At 39.7% G+C, this 17716-nt stretch carries 16 protein-coding genes; 7 read left to right on the top strand and 9 right to left on the bottom strand.

Features of this window, described 5'->3' with window-relative positions; genetic code table 11:
• Positions 1 to 122: 122 nt before the first annotated feature.
• The gene (locus RM552_RS01160) at positions 123 to 296 is read left to right on the top strand and encodes a DUF3545 family protein (RefSeq protein ID WP_311366964.1); all 174 of its coding nucleotides are present in this window, start codon (positions 123 to 125) and stop codon (positions 294 to 296) included.
• A 6-nt stretch (positions 297 to 302) separates the two neighbouring features.
• Here RM552_RS01160 and ung read toward each other — a convergent pair whose 3' ends face one another.
• From ung to RM552_RS01130, 6 genes are all read right to left on the bottom strand, one after another.
• Positions 303 to 968 (bottom strand): uracil-DNA glycosylase, encoded by a 666-nt coding sequence (ung, locus tag RM552_RS01155; protein ID WP_311366963.1) that lies wholly within the window; start codon positions 966 to 968, stop codon positions 303 to 305.
• A gap of 43 nt (positions 969 to 1011) precedes the next feature.
• Positions 1012 to 2301 carry a threonine synthase gene (gene thrC, locus RM552_RS01150; protein ID WP_311366962.1) on the bottom strand — a complete coding sequence of 430 codons (1290 nt, stop codon included), beginning with the start codon at positions 2299 to 2301 and terminating at the stop codon, positions 1012 to 1014.
• An 84-nt stretch (positions 2302 to 2385) separates the two neighbouring features.
• Complete coding sequence (gene thrB / locus RM552_RS01145) at positions 2386 to 3357, bottom strand: homoserine kinase (RefSeq protein ID WP_311366961.1); 972 nt, start codon at positions 3355 to 3357, stop codon at positions 2386 to 2388.
• A complete protein-coding gene (gene thrA / locus RM552_RS01140; protein ID WP_311366960.1) occupies positions 3357 to 5846 on the bottom strand; it encodes a bifunctional aspartate kinase/homoserine dehydrogenase I in 2490 nt (829 codons plus the stop codon). Before thrA ends, thrB begins: the two co-directional genes overlap by 1 nt.
• A 346-nt stretch (positions 5847 to 6192) precedes the next feature.
• Entirely contained in the window at positions 6193 to 6711 is a 519-nt protein-coding gene (locus tag RM552_RS01135) for a 3'-5' exonuclease (RefSeq protein WP_311366959.1), read from the bottom strand.
• Positions 6693 to 7079 (bottom strand): MAPEG family protein, encoded by a 387-nt coding sequence (locus RM552_RS01130; RefSeq protein WP_311366958.1) that lies wholly within the window; start codon positions 7077 to 7079, stop codon positions 6693 to 6695. Before RM552_RS01130 ends, RM552_RS01135 begins: the two co-directional genes overlap by 19 nt.
• A 66-nt stretch (positions 7080 to 7145) precedes the next feature.
• On the opposite strand from RM552_RS01130, the gene RM552_RS01125 reads away from it, so the two are divergent.
• Positions 7146 to 7823: a response regulator transcription factor gene (locus RM552_RS01125; RefSeq protein WP_311366957.1), complete on the top strand. Its 678-nt coding sequence runs from the start codon at positions 7146 to 7148 to the stop codon at positions 7821 to 7823.
• A gap of 15 nt (positions 7824 to 7838) precedes the next feature.
• On the top strand, positions 7839 to 9242 hold the full coding sequence (locus RM552_RS01120) for a sensor histidine kinase (protein ID WP_311366956.1): 1404 nt from the start codon (positions 7839 to 7841) through the stop codon (positions 9240 to 9242).
• A 21-nt stretch (positions 9243 to 9263) separates the two neighbouring features.
• On the opposite strand, the gene RM552_RS01115 is transcribed toward RM552_RS01120, so the two are convergent.
• Positions 9264 to 9809 (bottom strand): DUF3833 domain-containing protein, encoded by a 546-nt coding sequence (locus tag RM552_RS01115; RefSeq protein WP_311366955.1) that lies wholly within the window; start codon positions 9807 to 9809, stop codon positions 9264 to 9266.
• 27 nt (positions 9810 to 9836) lie between these two features.
• Positions 9837 to 10361, bottom strand: coding sequence for a chalcone isomerase family protein (locus RM552_RS01110; protein ID WP_311366954.1), 525 nt, complete (start codon positions 10359 to 10361; stop codon positions 9837 to 9839).
• Between the two features lie 157 nt (positions 10362 to 10518).
• On the opposite strand from RM552_RS01110, the gene RM552_RS01105 reads away from it, so the two are divergent.
• From RM552_RS01105 to nspC, 4 genes are all read left to right on the top strand, one after another.
• Positions 10519 to 11475 (top strand): 1-aminocyclopropane-1-carboxylate deaminase/D-cysteine desulfhydrase, encoded by a 957-nt coding sequence (locus RM552_RS01105; RefSeq protein ID WP_311366953.1) that lies wholly within the window; start codon positions 10519 to 10521, stop codon positions 11473 to 11475.
• 69 nt (positions 11476 to 11544) lie between these two features.
• Positions 11545 to 11961: a hypothetical protein gene (locus RM552_RS01100; protein ID WP_311366952.1), complete on the top strand. Its 417-nt coding sequence runs from the start codon at positions 11545 to 11547 to the stop codon at positions 11959 to 11961.
• Positions 11962 to 12010: 49 nt separating this feature from the next.
• The gene (locus RM552_RS01095) at positions 12011 to 13210 is read left to right on the top strand and encodes a saccharopine dehydrogenase family protein (RefSeq protein WP_311366951.1); all 1200 of its coding nucleotides are present in this window, start codon (positions 12011 to 12013) and stop codon (positions 13208 to 13210) included.
• Positions 13207 to 14334: a carboxynorspermidine decarboxylase gene (nspC, locus tag RM552_RS01090; RefSeq protein WP_311366950.1), complete on the top strand. Its 1128-nt coding sequence runs from the start codon at positions 13207 to 13209 to the stop codon at positions 14332 to 14334. Before RM552_RS01095 ends, nspC begins: the two co-directional genes overlap by 4 nt.
• 179 nt (positions 14335 to 14513) lie before the next feature.
• On the opposite strand, the gene RM552_RS01085 is transcribed toward nspC, so the two are convergent.
• A complete protein-coding gene (locus RM552_RS01085) occupies positions 14514 to 17669 on the bottom strand; it encodes a TonB-dependent receptor (RefSeq protein ID WP_311366949.1) in 3156 nt (1051 codons plus the stop codon).
• Positions 17670 to 17716 lie beyond the last annotated feature (47 nt).

Raw genomic sequence — 17716 nt, 5'->3', positions numbered from 1 at the left:
CTCACTATAGACTAATTGGATAACAAGGTACTCATTTAGCCCAGTTTTAATTTTTATAAGATTAACGCTTTTCTAAATTGCAGTAGTTATCATAATTCGATGTAGCTTGAAGGAGTAGATTCATGGAATCAGTAGATTTTCTTAAAACCATCGATCGCGAGACCCGCGGTGCCAAAACTAACAGTAAAAAAAGAAAATGGAGAGAAATAGAAGCGATTCAAGAAAATTATCGCTTGAAAAAAGAGCTTTGCGATATGGATATGGAGTTTGCCCAAGAGCTTGAACGAGCTCGCTAAGCTCGGCTAATTATATATTTGCCAATCAACAATTTGTTTGCCGGCATTCTTTAATAGCTCGTTCGCTTGAGTAAAATGTCGGCAACCTAAAAACCCTCTGTGCGCGGACAAAGGTGAAGGATGTGCAGACGTTAATATATGGTGTTTTTCAGCACTTATTAACGTAGATTTTAGTTGCGCGGGTTTACCCCAAAGCAAAAATACTATATTTTCACCATGTTCACTTATTTTCTCGATGACTGTATTAGTGAAATTTTCCCATCCTTTATTTTTATGCGAATGAGCCGCACCATCTTCAACAGTTAGCACTGTGTTTAATAATAATACCCCCTGCTTTGCCCAGTAACTTAAATTACCATGCTCAGGCATAACAAAACCGTCTATATCGTTATTGAGTTCTTTATAGATATTCCTTAATGATGGCGGAATTTTCACTCCCTTTTTGACCGAAAAACTTAAACCATGAGCCTGTCCCTGGCCATGATAAGGGTCCTGCCCTAAAATTACGATCTTAAGATCCTCAAATCTTGTCAGGCTAAATGCATTAAAAACATCTGCCGCTGGTGGGTGCACTATAACACCAGACTCTCTGCGCTTGCGCACAAAGTTTAATAACTCAAGAAAATAGTCTTTTTCTTTTTCGGCTGCAAGTAAGTCAGACCAAGTCAACATGCGTAATACCCCAATATTGACATGATTAACTAATGACTGACATTTAAGCTTCACCTACAATAGAAAATAAATGCGCTTTCAAGGCAGCATAGCTATTATCTACATCAATCGCCAAGCTCTCTTTAGCAGAACTATCTGCCAGTGCTTGAGGTAGGCTTATTGGCTGGCCAAGGACATTTTCTACTGTTTCTCTGAATTTAGCAGGATGTGCTGTCCCTAAAAATATACCCACTTCATCTTCTACAAGCGATTGACTGAGGCTTTTAAAAGCAACAGCAGCATGAGGCTCAGATATATAACCTAAGTTAGCAAGCTTGCGCATGGTAGCTTGTGTATACTCCTCATCTATTGCTTCTCCTTTTAAAAGAGAAGCATCGAACATTCCAGTGTCTACCATTGCTTGTATTCTGGGCCAATTATTCGGCTGACTCACATCCATTGCATTCGAAATCGTAGCAACAGTTGGTTTTGGTTCCCATTTTCCGGTTTGTAAAAAACGTGGCACCGTGTCGTTACTATTGGTTGCTGCAATAAAACGTTTGATGGGTAAACCCAGCAATTTAGCAATAATGCCCGCTGTTAAATTACCAAAATTACCACTGGGAACCGAAAATACAGCTTTACTTTGTTGATCTTTTGGCAGCTGAGCAAGGGCTTCAAAGTAGTAACATATTTGTGCCATTAAGCGACTAATATTTATTGAGTTTGCTGAATTCAAGTGCAAACCTTCGCGCACTTCGGGGTCGTCAAATGCTGTTTTAACTAATTGCTGACAATTGTCAAAGTCACCTGGAATCGCAACCGTGTGAATATTTCTATCTAAGGTACTAAACAACTTTTCCTGCAGTGGACTAATCTTTCCTTTTGGGAACAATATAACCACCTTAATGTTGTCGATACCATAAAATGCATGTGCTACTGCTGCACCAGTATCACCAGAAGTGGCTGTTAAAATAGTAACGGGTTCACCTTGACTAATATGAGCGAGCGTTTGTGCCATAAATCGACCACCAAAGTCTTTAAATGCTAAGGTTGGGCCATGAAACAACTCCAAACTATGAATATTGTCAGTCACTTTTTTTAGTGGTGCTGCAAAGCTAAAAGCCTTGGTCACAAAACTTGAGATATCTTCCTGGGATAATTCGTCACCAATGAGGTGAGTCAAAATTTTAATACTGCGTTCAACCAAAGGTAATGCCAATAAAGTATCTATATCCTCCATTGGTGTTATTGATTCAGGGAAATATAAACCTTGATGTTTGCCCAAGCCTTTTTTTACCGCTTCACTAAATGAAGCAACATCACTACTGTCTTTCAAATTTACTAATTTCACTTACTTAATATTCCTGTTTATATATGCTAAGCAGCAAAGCGCTTTTCTATAATGGTTTAGCTGTTGTGCTCTACTCTTCTAACTTTACAATGTTCGGGTACCTGCTTGGTCAATTTTGCAAATATGACTAAAGCCATCTTCATTTTGTATATAGTGTTGGGCCAACCAACTTTGAATCGATTGCGCAGATTCGAGTGTCTTAGTAACGGCAAAGACTGTCGGGCCTGAACCAGAAATCCCAAAACTTAAGGCCTGATTTTGTATCGCAAAAGCACGGGCCTCATCAAAATATGGCAACAAGGCTTTACGATGTTGCTCTGCAATGACATCAATCATAACACTTGCAGCGAGTGCCTCATCGCGTTTATGCAGGCTATCAACAAACACCGCTAATTGCCTTCCAAACTGTAAAGTATCACTCATCGAATAACTGGTGGGTAAGATCGCTCTGGCCTTGGCTGTTGATACTGACAATCCCGAGTAGCATGCTACCCAATACCACTTATCTAAAACAGGCAAGTTTAAAGCGATTTGTGTGTCTTGACCGCTCATTAAAGTCATACCGCCCAAATAACTCGGAGCAACATTGTCATAATGAATGCTGCCACTTATTTGCCCTTCTAATTCGCCCATCATTTTTAATAATGTATTTTTGTCAAAAACCTCGGCTTCAAAAACCTTTGCCGAATACTGATTGAGTGCATAAAACGCAGCCACAATAGAACTAGCGCTAGACCCTAAACCACTGCCAATAGGCAAGTCTTTGTGTAAATGCATTTTTACTTTAAGCGCTTTATAGCCAAGTGCTAATCGTTTTTTCTGAAAATATTCATAACACTGAGTAACAATATTATCGACCGAATTTGGTGGTAATTTATGCGCAAAACGGCCATCACAACTTAAACTAAACTGCTCAGCGTCAGCGACTTCGACCCAATCGCCTAACAAAGAATTGTCTATTGGCGCAAGCGCAGCCCCTAAAACATCGAAACCCAAACTAACATTGCCGATAGATGCAGGTGCAAAAGCTTTGGTGGTATTATCTGTTTTAAGCATTAACTAAATTCCGTTTGATTGGGCGTAGTGCGCATTACATCTGCAAAAACACCAGCAGCGGTGACCGTCGCTCCTGCTCCGTACCCTCTTATTACAAAAGGAATGGGTTGGTAATATTTACTGTGGATTGCCAATGCATTCTCACCGTCTTTTACTGCAGCAAGTGGATGCGAGAGTGACACAGCTTGTATAGTGACCTTGCATTTTCCCTCTTCAATACTGCCCACGTATCTTAATACTTTATTTTGTTCTTTTGCGCTTAGTCCAAGTTCTGCAAAATGCGAATCAAGCTTAGGTAGATTGCCCATAAACTCATCTATGCTGCCGCTTGCATCAAACCAATCAGGTAAAACTGACTCTATTTCAATATCTACCAACTCGAGCTGTAAACCTGACTCTCTGGCCATAATGAGTAGCTTTCTGGCGACATCCATACCACTTAAATCGTCACGAGGATCGGGCTCAGTAAAGCCATTATCTTTTGCTATTGATGTCGCTGCGGAAATACTCAAGCCTTCGTCTAGCTTACCAAAAACATATGACAAAGAGCCTGATAATATTCCTTCAAATTTTGTTAACTTGTCGCCGGCAAGCACGAGTTTTTGTAAATTATCGATAACAGGTAAGCCTGCGCCTACGGTGGTTTCATACAAAAACTGACGGTTATATTCTAAAGAGGTTTTTTTAAGGGTTAAATACGAGGCGTAGTCACCCGTGTTGGCCTTTTTATTAGGTGTTACCACATGGAAACCCGCTCGCATTAAATAGGTATATAAACCTGCGATATGTTGATTACTAGTGCAGTCAATTAATACAGGGTTAGTTAAGCTATTACTGGCGACAAACTTTGCCAGTAAATCGATACTCAATTTGTCTGTTGCTTGTGGTAATTGTGGCGCTATTTCAGCGTCTAAATTGATACCATTCGGTGCCAGTAAACACTGCTTTGAATTAGCTATTCCAAATACTTTGAGCGAAATATTGCGCGCCAACAAAGCCTTTTGCTGACTACCAATTTGTTTTAGTAACTGTGAACCCACAGTGCCAATACCAATTAAAAACACATCGATATTAAGCATATTGCTGAAGAAATTCTGATGGATAACTTTTACGGCTTTCTTTGCTTTTTTGTTTTCAATGACAGTCGATATTGAGCGTTCTGAAGAACCCTGCGCTATGGCCACATTATTTACTCTAGCCTGTGCCAATGCTTTAAAAAATTTAGCGGCTAAGCCTTTTGATTGACGCATACCATCACCAACTAAGGTAACAATGGCAAGGTCTTCTCTTACTTCAATAGGTTCAAGCAGTTTATTGCTGAGTTCTAAAGCAAAACTCTCTTCTAATAACTCACGCGCTTTGTCTGCATCTTTATGGGTAATACAAAAACTAATGCTGTATTCAGACGAACTTTGAGTGATTAGGCTAATCGATATGTTACCTTTCGAAATGACATCAAAAATCCGACTGGCCATACCGACCATGCCTTTCATACCTGGACCAGACAAATTAAACATGGTGATATCTTCAAGGTGCGATATGCCTTTAACACTTGTCCATTTTTCACTTGCCTCGTGACTGATCAATGTTCCTGGAGCAGATGGGTTTAAGGTGTTTCTTATTAAACATGGAATACCAAATTGAGCAATTGGCCCTATCGTTTTTGGATGAAGGACTTTGGCACCAAAGTAAGACAACTCCATTGCTTCTTGATAAGTCAGTTTATCGAGTAACACAGCACCTTCAACTTGGTTTGGATCAGCATTGTACACACCATCAACATCGGTCCAAATTTCACAACAATCCGCATTAATACAAGCAGCTAGAATGGCTGCTGAATAATCTGAACCATTGCGGCCCAATGTGACTTTTTCGTTATCTTCATTTACTGCGACAAAACCAGGCATTATGAGCAATTTACTGCCGTCGGAAGGGATTTCACTAAATCTAGCACGGCTTTCTGAAAGTAACGCTAAACTATCAAGGTAGTCCCCTTCAGCAATCACATATTCAACAGGGTCTATAATGAGATTTTCAATGTTTTTGGCCGTCATAATAGCACTAAAAATATTCACACTGACATATTCGCCCATGCTTAAAATACTTGCTGTAACTTGATCAGGGCATGTATTTAGTAAGCTAATTCCCTGTAATTGATGGCTAAGTTTATTGAGTTTGTCGGTAATGAAAGCATCGACATTATCGTATGCAAAATTTGGCAATTCATCGTGCAATTCGCGAGCAATACCGTGCAGAGTCATATCAAGTTTGGCCAACAGTTCTCTGTAGTCTTTGCCTTGTTGAGCCTGTTCGCATAAAAGTGAAAGCGCATTTGTTACGCCTTTGGGCGCAGACAACACCACCGCGGCACCTTTAGAATTTTTCCACTTTTTATCAGATTTATTATGCGCATCAGCACTAATTTCAAATACTCGCATATAGCGTGTCGCATCTGCTAATGAAGACCCGCCAAATTTTAGCACTTTCATGGATAACTCCTGTCCACTTTTTCAATTTTTGTCAACGCGCTTTTTACTTGTTTATCTTGCATAAACGATTAAGCAAAAAAAGCCAAAAAAAAACCCGCTATTTGCGGGCTTTCGTTAAATTGTTTTATGACACAAACTAACGACCGCCCCCTATTAAGGTGGTTCCCATAATGCGCATAATCTTCTTAGATGTTACAACTATGGCTTTATAATTCATGTCGTTAATATTATTGTTTGTTTTCATAGCATCAATTTGCCGTATAGACGTCTATATGTCAACCAGTAATTTGGTTCAGACGCTTATTTTTGAGGATTATTTCAGAACACTTACCAATATTGAAACATATCAATAGGTGAGCTCAAATGTTTTTTGTATTATTAAGGCGTCGTTACTTGCGCGATGACGAGATAGTTTTAAGATTTCAATTGCCTGCTCTTTCGATTGATGCCACCTTTCCATTTGGTGCGATTTCAATATCATTTCCAAAGAACTGACTCTAAAAGACATACTGATACCCGCCCGCGAAAATAATTTGTTAATCCAAGGTAAATCAACTACCCAGCCATCGCAATATACTTCAGAACTAGCTAAGAACGCATTTAACTCCAAACAGGCTTGGACACCAGATATCCCTGTTTTTGTTAATAGGGAATGCGAGATGCCGTGGACTTTTTCGGCCTCTTGATCCCAGTATGTCCAGTCTTCAAAAGGTTTTATTAGTTTACAGAAACGATTACCATCTTGCCGCACAACACCCACTTCTATTGGGTAGCTGTGCGGCCCAAAACCACTTGCTTCTATATCTATGATAGTGGGTAAATTAATAAGTAATATCCTTTTAAAACTTAGGCGAGCAGCAACCAATAATGACCAATAATTGTTGCCATCCCTATTAACCAGAAGGCACTTCTTACCTTGTCCCAATTTGCCCAATAGCATACTAGATAGCATAGTCTTGCTATCACAAACACTAGTGACAGTTGCACTGTATTTACCGTGTGTTCATCTAAAGCCATCACTAAAATAACTGTTGGTGCAAAATAAGCGATCGCCTCATAACAATTTTGATGCGCGGCTAACGCTCTTTCTCCTAAACCACCCAATGTAGCCTGTTGTTTTCGCGGGTATTTATTGTCATACCCACCGGCTTGTGACATTTTTATAGCGACAGGAATTTTGGCTATTAGCGGCATAAAAACGACTATTGCCACACAAATAATAATAACGAACATAAAAAGAATCCAATAATTACACCAATTTAACCTGACAAAGTTTACCTTTTTGACTATCTTTTTGATATGAAAATATTATTAGTTGAAGATGAGCCAACTGTCGCAAGATTTATCCAATCTGGATTAGTAGACAATGGCCATGAAGTAAAGCACGCCGATAACGGTAAAACGGGACTAGATTGCGCACTATCTGGAGACTATGACGTTGTCATACTTGACCGGATGTTACCGCAAATAGACGGCATAGACGTATTAACCGAGTTTCGTGGGCAAGGCATATTGACCCCTACTTTAATTTTAAGTGCAAAAAACAAAGTAGACGACAAAGTCAAAGGTCTACGTGCTGGTGCAGATGACTACTTAACTAAACCTTTTGCCTTTGAAGAACTACTAGCACGTGTGGAAATTTTAGCCTCACGCGCGCTTGCCAATTCGCCCGCTCAAACGAGCTTAGTACTCGGTCAATTAGAACTCGACTTGATTAATCGCAAAGTGACTCGTGAGGGCCAGATTATTGATTTGCAATCCAAGGAATTTAAATTACTTGAATACCTTATGCATAACCCTGGCAAAATAGTGACTCGAGCCATGTTGTTAGAAAAAGTATGGGAATACAACTTTGACCCGCAAACAAACGTCATTGACGTACATATAAGCCGCTTACGTAACAAAATAGATAAAGGTTTTGGACAGCAAATGATTGAAACTATTCGCGGTGCTGGCTACATGATTAGCGTCAAATAACAAGAGTGACCGCATATGCGCGCGATTAAGGCCTATAGAAAAAGCTCTAGTTTTGTTGTTAGCTTTGTTTTCACAAGTCTACTGATGTTCGGTGTTGGTTTTAATTCATACACGCTTAGCGTAGCTAACGACGACCTTCTAATTCGTGAAACTGAAGCGGCCATACAAGCAGACATTGGTGGTTTTAGAAGTTTATATAATACCGCTGGCCGCAAAGCAGTAATACAAGCGGTAGAAGACCGACTTCAAAGTTATTCCAACGATTTTTTATATTTCCTCAAAGATAGCGATGCTAACTATATCAGCGGCAATCTTGCCTCATGGCCTGAAGATAACGTAGATTTTGTCAAAAACGGCTTACTCGAGATAAGGGTAGAGCTGCGTGAGGAATACCGTTCCGAGCAAAGCTCAACGACAAGAGCTGTAGCAATGGTAATGGAATTTAGTAATAAAGATACCTTATTGGTAGCGCGCAATGTTCAAGATATCGAGTTTGCAGTCGCACTAGCGCAAACATCCTCATGGGTAATGATCGCTATTCTGTGCATTGTTGCTATAGGAAGTTTAGGTGTTGCATATTATGTGGTAACACGCATCAACAAGATATCGGATACAGCTGACGCAATAATTTCAACAGGCGATTTAAGTGACCGTTTGCATGTCGATTCTAGTTGGGATGACCTCAGTAAACTAACCTTAGTGTTAAATCAACTTCTCGATAAAATAGAGCAATCGGTCCACGCTATTAGTTTAGTATCTGATAACATCGCGCATGATTTACGCACGCCACTCACTCGTTTACAGAGTCATATTGAAGTCATTAACGACGACGAAGAGAAACAACAATTACGCAAAGAGTGTGACAATTTGCTCGGAATTTTTAATTCTTTGTTGCGCATTAGTGATATTGAAAATACGAGTAAAAGAGCAGGGTTCGCTCTCATTTCGCTGACAGACGTTGCAAATGACGCCGTTGACCTTTATCTGCCAATTGCAGAAAGTAAACAGATTGAAGTACACAGTATTATCGAAGATCAAACACCCATACTTGAAAATTTTTACGGTGATAAAAATTTATTGTTTCAAGCTTTTGCAAATGTTTTGGACAATGCAATTAAATTTACGCCGGAACATGGAAAAATCGAGATACATTTGACCAGCCACAACAAACAAATAGTGTTTTCGGTTAACGATACTGGCTCTGGTGTAAACGCCCAAAGCATTGACAAGCTAACCCGCCGCTTTTTCAGAGAAGAGAAGAGTCGCACCACAGTTGGCAATGGTTTAGGCTTATCCTTAGTGAGTGCAATTATCGCTTTACACGACGGTGATTTAATATTTGAAAAAAGCCACATACCCTCAACAACAAAGGAAGTTGGAGGAGGTTTGTGCTGCAAGATGATTTTTTCAGTAGCATAACCACAAACCTTATTATAACTCTTATTGTTTTTGCATGAATATAGTAACTTCTGCCATGACAATACCAAATTTTTTGATGTAAGAACGATTCATCATTTGTTTGTCGTCAAAAGCCCAAAACCAATCGTCAAAATTTACCCGATATGTACTGCCATCAACATCTAGGTCCATTTCGTATACAAAATTAAACGCATTTCCATAAGACGTTCCCGTCGCTGGCCCAGCAATGTCACTCGCGTTCCCTGTGTAGATACCATTAGCATTTTTTGATAATGTCCAAATTCTCTTTACCGGACCATCACCTAAGCCATAGTCGAAGGTTTCATCCAAAATTAACTTATCGTTTTCAATGCGTCCGTCAATATCAACAACAAACCGTTGCACTAGCTCACCCGAGCGATCTTGCACAATTCCCCAGGCTATCACCTTTCCGTTAAAAAACGTTTCTAAATCAAAAGTTGGTTGCTGAGATTGATAATTGCTACCGTCAATTGATACCGAACACCCGATCGTCAGCGATATCGCAGCAAACAATATAAGACATTTTGAAATTATTTTAGCATGCATGAATGTAATCTCTTTTAATGATAGTGATTATTTTGATTTTCCAATAAGCGCCAAACGCATATCAGGTTGTGAGGTGTTTTCGGCCAGCCAAATGTTAAAAAACCATTTGCTGAATTCCTTATCTTCAACTTTCCCTAAATGTTGTGAATCAAAATAAAAATGACTTACTTGATTTGCATCGACAATACCCGTAATGGTTTGCCCCTCCTTGACATTAGGAAAAAGCTGCTTCATCTGTTGAAACCATTTAGCGAGTTTTACCTCGTCTTCCATACCCTGTTTTCGCATTTCATCAATGCTACGACTAGCGATGTCTTTCCCATCAAAATCGCGTAAATACTTGAGTTTTAATGCAAAAGGTTGGTCGTCAACAAACACGCCATTTTGCGCAATTAATGACGCATCATATATTTTGAAAAAAAACATCTTCAGTCGCGCTTCACCAACCACTTCAGGATTGTCGATATAAGCTTGTAGGTTTTTAGCCTCTGCATGGCTTAAATGGCTTAAGTTCATAAATATTATAGAGAGCAAAAAAATCAAGCGTCTCATTATTGTTCCTCTAATCATTGATTTGCTTTTCAGGTACACTACTTCTTTAATAAAAAGCACTATTTGGTATCTTATAGTATCGGTCGTTATGAGAATTAAACGAGTGCACCACATACATCAGATCATTAAGTTTGTGTAATTTAAGAATAGCTGGCCAATGACCATACAAAAGCCCTTAGACATTATATTACCTTCTCCTTTGCAGCGATTGCCCTCTTTTGACAGCGAATCGGAACAAGCTGTTAACACCTATTGCAAACGTGACGACCTTATTCATGAATTAATATCTGGCAATAAGTGGCGTAAACTAACAGGTTTAGTCCCTATACTACTAGACTTAAAACGCACAAATAAGGAAATTAAAATACTAAGTTTTGGCGGCGCTTATTCAAATCATTTACATGCTTTGGCTTATCTTTGCTTTACCCTAAATATACAATTGATCGCCATTGTTCGTGGTCACTATGAAAAACACCTAACGCCTACCTTAACTGACATTCAAAAGTGGCATGCGCACATCCATTTTGTTGATAAAACAGAATATAAATTGCGAACTGATGAAGAGTATTTATTCCGCTTAAAAACAATGCATGGTGCTAACTTGATTGTCCCTGAGGGAGGCTCGAGCGAATTGTCATTTGTTGGTCTTAACTCATTAGGAAAAGAGCTCGATGAGCAAATTGATCAAGCAACACATATTATAATGCCAGTTGCTAGTGGAGGTACAATGGCAGGCCTTATAGATTATTATGTTAGGCAAGAGCACAAACCAAACTTAATCGGGATTGCTGTGCTAAAAGGCGAAGGCTATCTTGAACAACTTGTTACAGACTTATTGCCTTCAACTACCAACGAACTGCTGAAATATACGCCCTTGTCCTGGCACATTCTGCACGACTTTCACCAAGGTGGATATGCAAAAAGCACCCTCGCGTTAAGCCAATTTATTAGCGACTTTACAAGTCTTAACAAAATTCAATTGGAGCCTGTTTATTCCGGCAAGTGTTTTTATGCAGTTAAACAACTTATGAATAATGCTTTTTTCCCTAACGGTAGTAAAATCGTTATCCTTCATACGGGTGGTTTACAAGGAAAAAGAAGAGTGAATGTATAGCCAAACTGAACCAATATGCCTTGCAGCGCGTTTTTATTATATACATTCTGCCATTTAGACGAGGAACAAGTGAAACAAAGCATGATATTACATCAACATGTGCCTTTTGCGTCTGTGATATATAAGGCCATTGCATTTTGCGAAACCATGCTTACTTTTTCTGACGTAATGTACCCTTTTGCAGTGCTTACCATAGACAACGACACACAATGTGTATTTACGCCAAGCACAGAGCAGCAGGCTTCTGAAGGAATGATTGAAGAGCTAGAAATGCGTATTAACGAACGCAAGGTCTTTGCTGAATTGTCGGTTAGCTTACTTGTTTACTCTGCCACTATAAAACATGCAACACGCAAAACAACAGACGCTATGGTGTTCACTATCACTGACAGTGCAGGTAACAACACATTAACAGTGTATCCTTATACTCGCGCGCCGAAAGGCGTTAAATTTGAGCGACCTTACACTTGCGATTTTTCTGACTAACACCTACGATATCAGTTCTTATAAAACAAATTGGTAAGGTTAATTCTTAATGGCAAATGTGTTAATCATTGGAGCTGGCGGTGTTTCGGCTGTTACTCTGAAAAAATGTGCTCTTTTACCACAGCATTTTGACGATATCTATTTGGCAAGTCGTACGTTAGCGAAGTGTGAAAACCTGCAACAAGAAATAGGTAAAGACCGAATAAAAGCCGTTTTTGCCCTTGATGCTGACAATGCACAAGAAGTCACCACGCTAATTAAAAAGTTAAATCCAGATCTAGTCGTCAATTTAGCTTTGCCTTATCAAGACTTACCAATTATGGATGCTTGCTTAGCGACACAAACCGACTACCTAGACACTGCTAATTATGAACCTAAAGACCTAGCGAAATTTGAATACTCGTGGCAGTGGGCCTATCAAGCAAAATTCAAAGAAGCAGGTATCATGGCATTGTTAGGTAGCGGTTTTGATCCTGGCGTGACAAATGTATATACCGCATATGCAGCCAAGCATTTTTTTGATGAAATACACTACTTGGATATAGTCGATTGTAACGGTGGTGATCATGGACAAGCATTTGCCACTAACTTTAATCCAGAAATTAACATTAGAGAAATTACACAGCCGGGCCGTTTTTTTGAAAATGGTGAATGGAAAGAGACCGCGCCATTAAGTGTAAGGGAAGATCTTGATTATCAAAACATTGGTGTCAGAGCATCATATTTGATGTTCCATGAAGAATTAGAGTCGATTGTAAAACACTTTCCTAGCATCAAAAGAGCTCGATTCTGGATGACTTTTGGTGATGCCTACCTAACTCATTTGAGGGTGCTAGAGAGCGTCGGCATGACGAGTATTGCACCCATCGATTTCAAAGGTCAGCAAATTGTACCATTGGAGTTTCTAAAAGCAGTATTACCTAATCCTGGCTCTTTAGCAGAGGGATATACCGGAAAAACCTGTATTGGAACATACATTACGGGGCTTAAAGATGGAAAAGAAAAAACGATTTTTATTTATAATAATTGTGACCATAAGGCTTGTTATGAGGAAGTAGGCGCGCAAGCAGTTTCTTATACAACAGGGGTGCCCGCCATGATTGGTGCGGCTCTTATGCTAAATAAAACTTGGCATAAGCCTGGTGTTTGGAATATGGAACAATTTGATCCTGACCCATTTATGGAAATGCTAAACGAACATGGTTTACCTTGGCATGTGCTTGAATGTGAGAGCCCCTTTACAAAATGAACGATATTGATATTCCAAGTCCATGTTACGTATGTGACGAAAGTAAGCTATTGCGTAATCTTCGCATTATGCAAAACGTGCAAGAGCAAGCAGGTATCGACATCATACTTGCACTAAAAGGCTTTTCTATGTGGTCGACCTTTGACATGGTTCGACAATTCTTAAAAGGTGCAACAGCCAGTTCTGTTTGGGAAGCAAAATTAGCAAAAGAAGAAATGCGCGGTGAAGTACATGCATATTCACCCGCATATAAGGATGCAGATATTAAACAGCTTGTTTCACTATGCGAACATATTTCTTTTAATAGTATTTCACAATTTCGACGTTTTGAAACCCAAGTAAAAGCTGCAAAGGTATCGATTGGTTTGCGAGTAAACCCAGAAAATCAAGAAGCTCAGACGCCCATTTATGACCCCTGTGCACCCGGCTCTCGTTTAGGTATTTTAGCGAGTCAACTTTCCAATCAGGATTTAACAGGGGTTGAAGGTTTTCATATACACAACTTATGTGAATGTGATTCATATGCCGCTGAACGCACACTATTGGCAATAGAGGACAAATTTGCTCAATATTTACCTGGCTTGAAATGGTTAAATCTAGGTGGTGGGCATTTAATGACAAGTGCTAATTACGACCTTAGTCACTTAATTTCAGTGCTTAATACGTTTAAAGCAAAATATCCCCATTTACGAATTATCATGGAGCCTGGTTCAGCGGTTGCATGGCAAGCAGGCTATTTAGTTAGTGAAGTAGTTGACATTGTTAAAAATGAAGATGAAATCGCTATTTTAGATATTTCAGCTACCGCCCATATGCCTGATGTATTAGAAATGCCTTACCGACCAGAAGTACGTTATGCCGCTATGCCTAATGTCTTACCTTTTAACTATAAACTTGGTGGTAACTCATGCTTGGCTGGAGATGTCATAGATAAGTACAGTTTTGAAAAACCTTTAAAGATAGGTCAGCAACTTATATTTGAAGATATGCTTCATTATACCATGGTGAAAACAACTTTCTTTAATGGCGTAGAACATCCAGCTATTGGTATTTTGCGCGAAAATGGTCAATTTGAACTAGTTAAGAAATATTCATACTCGGACTTCAGAAACCGTTTGTCGTAGCAGATGAACCCTATTGGCTTTGAGTATCTTGCACGTTTTTCTGGTTTATTATTTTGCAAATTATTAATTAAATTGATGTCGATGCGCAAAGACATGATCCACAAATAAATGTAACGGTTAAGAATAAATAAAAAACCCGAGCATAGCTCGGGTTTTTTTTACGTATCTATTACTCGTTATTAGAACTTGTAATTAACACCTACACGAATTTCCCAAAGCGATGGAGCACGAGAAATACTTTGTCCCGGCTCACTGAAGTCACTGTAGAAGAAGTTACCCGCTCCGTCAGTATCAACATCTATGACAGTGTCACCGACAAACGAACCTTGTCTGTAATCACCCCATTCATCGTTTAAGAGATTAGTGAAGTTTTCGATAACCAAGAACGCGCTTGCTCTATGACCTTCCATAAAACCAGGTAATTCTTGTGATATACGCACATCGGTTTTTATCCACCAATCAGCATTACGGCTATTACGTGACGTGTTTTCGCCTCTTTCGAAACCTTGAGCATCTGCCCATGCAAAGAAAGCAGCTTCATCAGCAGCATCAGTGAAGGTAACGCCATCAGAACCGTCGCCTACTGGTACGTATAACAATTGACGTCTGTCAACTGTATCCCAAGGGAAGGCGTCTTCGAAGCCATCTCTAGCGTTGCCTTGATCCATTGTGTAAGAAATCGGCTCACCGTCAGACGCTTGTCCAAACATTGTGAAACGAGTTTCGTAACCATCAATGAACTCTTGTGCATAACTAAGGCTCAAAGTAACACGATGCGGTGTTTCGTAATCCGAAGTTGCAACAACTGGATTATTAGGATCAGTAGTCGCAAAGTTAACATAGTTAGAAAATGCTACTGCACTTGTCATAGGGTTTGCGTCTTCAGCTTCAACATAAGCATAACCAAATGTCGCATCAAAACCGTTGTCCCAATCTTTAGATATACCAATTGAAATAACAGTTGATTTACCATCACCACTAGCATTGCTTAAGATATAATCAGAACCTACACGACGTCCTGAGTCAACTAAACCATACGCTGGACGACCGCCAATAGACGTAGTAGAACCAACATAGGTAAGGTTAGCATCACGATACAAAGCAGAATCTTCTTTGTTTGTGAATATGTAATCACCAGTAATTACATAATCGCTTTCAGTTAGGTATGTGAAGCCTAGTGAATACTTCCACTCTGACGGAATAGTAAAGTCAGGGTCAGTTGCAACAGTATTACCGTCGCCTGATGCTAGACTAGTACCAGCAACAACATCTACAAGATCCTGAGGAGGATTATAGATTGGGCTACCATCACCCGAAATTGTTATACCGAATAAGTCAGTCGTTCCACCCGCATAACCGGTAAGATCAAATTCACGTGTGCTAATGTTAGTTACACCGTCATTAGAATAAGCATTAGAAATCCAAACATTTGGATTACCACCAGAATACAATCCTAAGCCACCACGTAGTTCAAAATCATCACTAATTGCCCAGTTAAACCCAGCTCGTGGCTGTAATAGGTCAATTCCGTCAACATTATTAGTGTTGAAGAAACCATAGCGAGCAGCAAAGTTTTGGTTTAGGCGTGGTTCATCATCTGTTGACCAAGCATCATAACGCAAACCAAGCATTACTTGTAAATCGTCAGTCAAATAAAACTCATCTTGAATATAAAACGTAGTCAATTTTTGAGTAAACGATGCACCGGCATCTGCTGGGTTATTTGTGCCTGCAGAGTTGTTGTAATAAATTCTGTCAACTAAACCAGATTCAAACTCTTCAATGCTTCCAAAACGGTATTCACCGATAGTGTGCTGCATAAATAAGTTAAACACGTCAAGCTCTTCTACTTCAACACCTGCTGTAATAGTGTGGTTATCCATATAATAGGTACCAGCAAGTTTAAAGTTCAGCATTTCCCAATTAAGGTCGTTAGATTGACGAGAATCATCTGGTCCAATGAACACAGTTCCGCCATCAGCCGTTCTAATTTGTGCTTCACCGAATCCAGAAGCCGCGTCTAACGATGTCTGACGGTTGTCTAGGTTAGTACTGCCAATACGAAGCTCTGTAGAGAAATTATCTGTCCAGTTAGAATAAACTGACAAGATAGTTGCATCTAACTCTGCGCCACGCTCATAAAAGTGGTTTGACAATGAAACACGACCAAAACCACCATCTGATTGGCTCAAACTAAACCCATCATTGTAGTTGTAAGTTAATGTAGCACGGTGATCATCGTTAATGTTCCAGTCCAACTTAACTAAGATTTTTTCGTCTTCAACTGGAGCACTACCCGGGGTACCACCTACATCGTAGTTATATACGCGCTGGGCAATTTCAGTGATTCTTGAAATATCATCACTGGTAACACGGTCGCCAAAGTTGTAATCAAACAACTGGGCACCTTCTAATTTTTCGTAAGCTGCAAAAATAAACAACTTATCTTTTATGATAGGCGCGCCAATATGAACACCATATCGTTTTTCAGTATAATTACCGTTGTCTTGCTCTACGCCATCTGCAGTATCGCCGCGGAAAGAGTCGCTGGTGTAATCATAAAAAACACCACCAGATATTTTATTAGTACCTGATTTTGTTACCGCGTTGATATTACAAGCAGTAAAACCGCCATATTGAACATCAAAAGGTGCAAGTTCTACCGCAACTTCTTGGATAGCGTCAAAAGAAAACGGCATACGCTCAGTAGGGTAACCGTTACTGTTCAAACCAAAACTGTCGTTCATACGAACACCGTCGAGGGTTAAACTGTTGAAACGAGGGCTTGCACCACCACAACGCACGGCATCATTAAAACTTTCGTCAACGAAAATACGCGGGTCAGCTCTTATTATGTCGTTAATATCGCGGTTTATGGCAGGGGCATTTTGTAAATCTTCAAGACTAAAAATTGACTGAGGACCAGTTGAACCAAAAGCCGAAGTACTAACAGAAGAAGCATTAACAGAAATAACTTCAACGTCCGATGCATCTTCTAGCTGAAGACTTACGTCAAACGCTTCACCTAGGTTCAAGAATACGCCATCAACCGTAGTGTCTTGAAACACATTAGAATCAGCAATAATTTGGTAAGGACCACCAACACGTAAACCACGCATTGTGAATGTTCCGTTTTCACTTACAGTTACTTGGCGACTAGTACCTGATGGCACGTGAACAACTGTCACTAATGTACCAGCAGCAGATTGGCCACCAGGCCCTATTACTCGACCTTCCATCGCTGAAGATGTTTCTTGTGCCATAGCGGCAGTAGAAAGACCAACAGATAAAGCAACCGCTGCAGCGATTTTGCTTATTTTGTTGTTTGTAAACATTATAGTTTTCCCTATGTGTATTTTAATAAAGCTATGAAACCGGCGCA

Source organism: Glaciecola petra, assembly GCF_031846345.1.
Taxonomy (GTDB): domain Bacteria; phylum Pseudomonadota; class Gammaproteobacteria; order Enterobacterales; family Alteromonadaceae; genus Glaciecola; species Glaciecola petra.
Note: the sequence above shows the minus strand (reverse complement) of the source record. Positions and strands in the feature narration are given on the sequence as shown.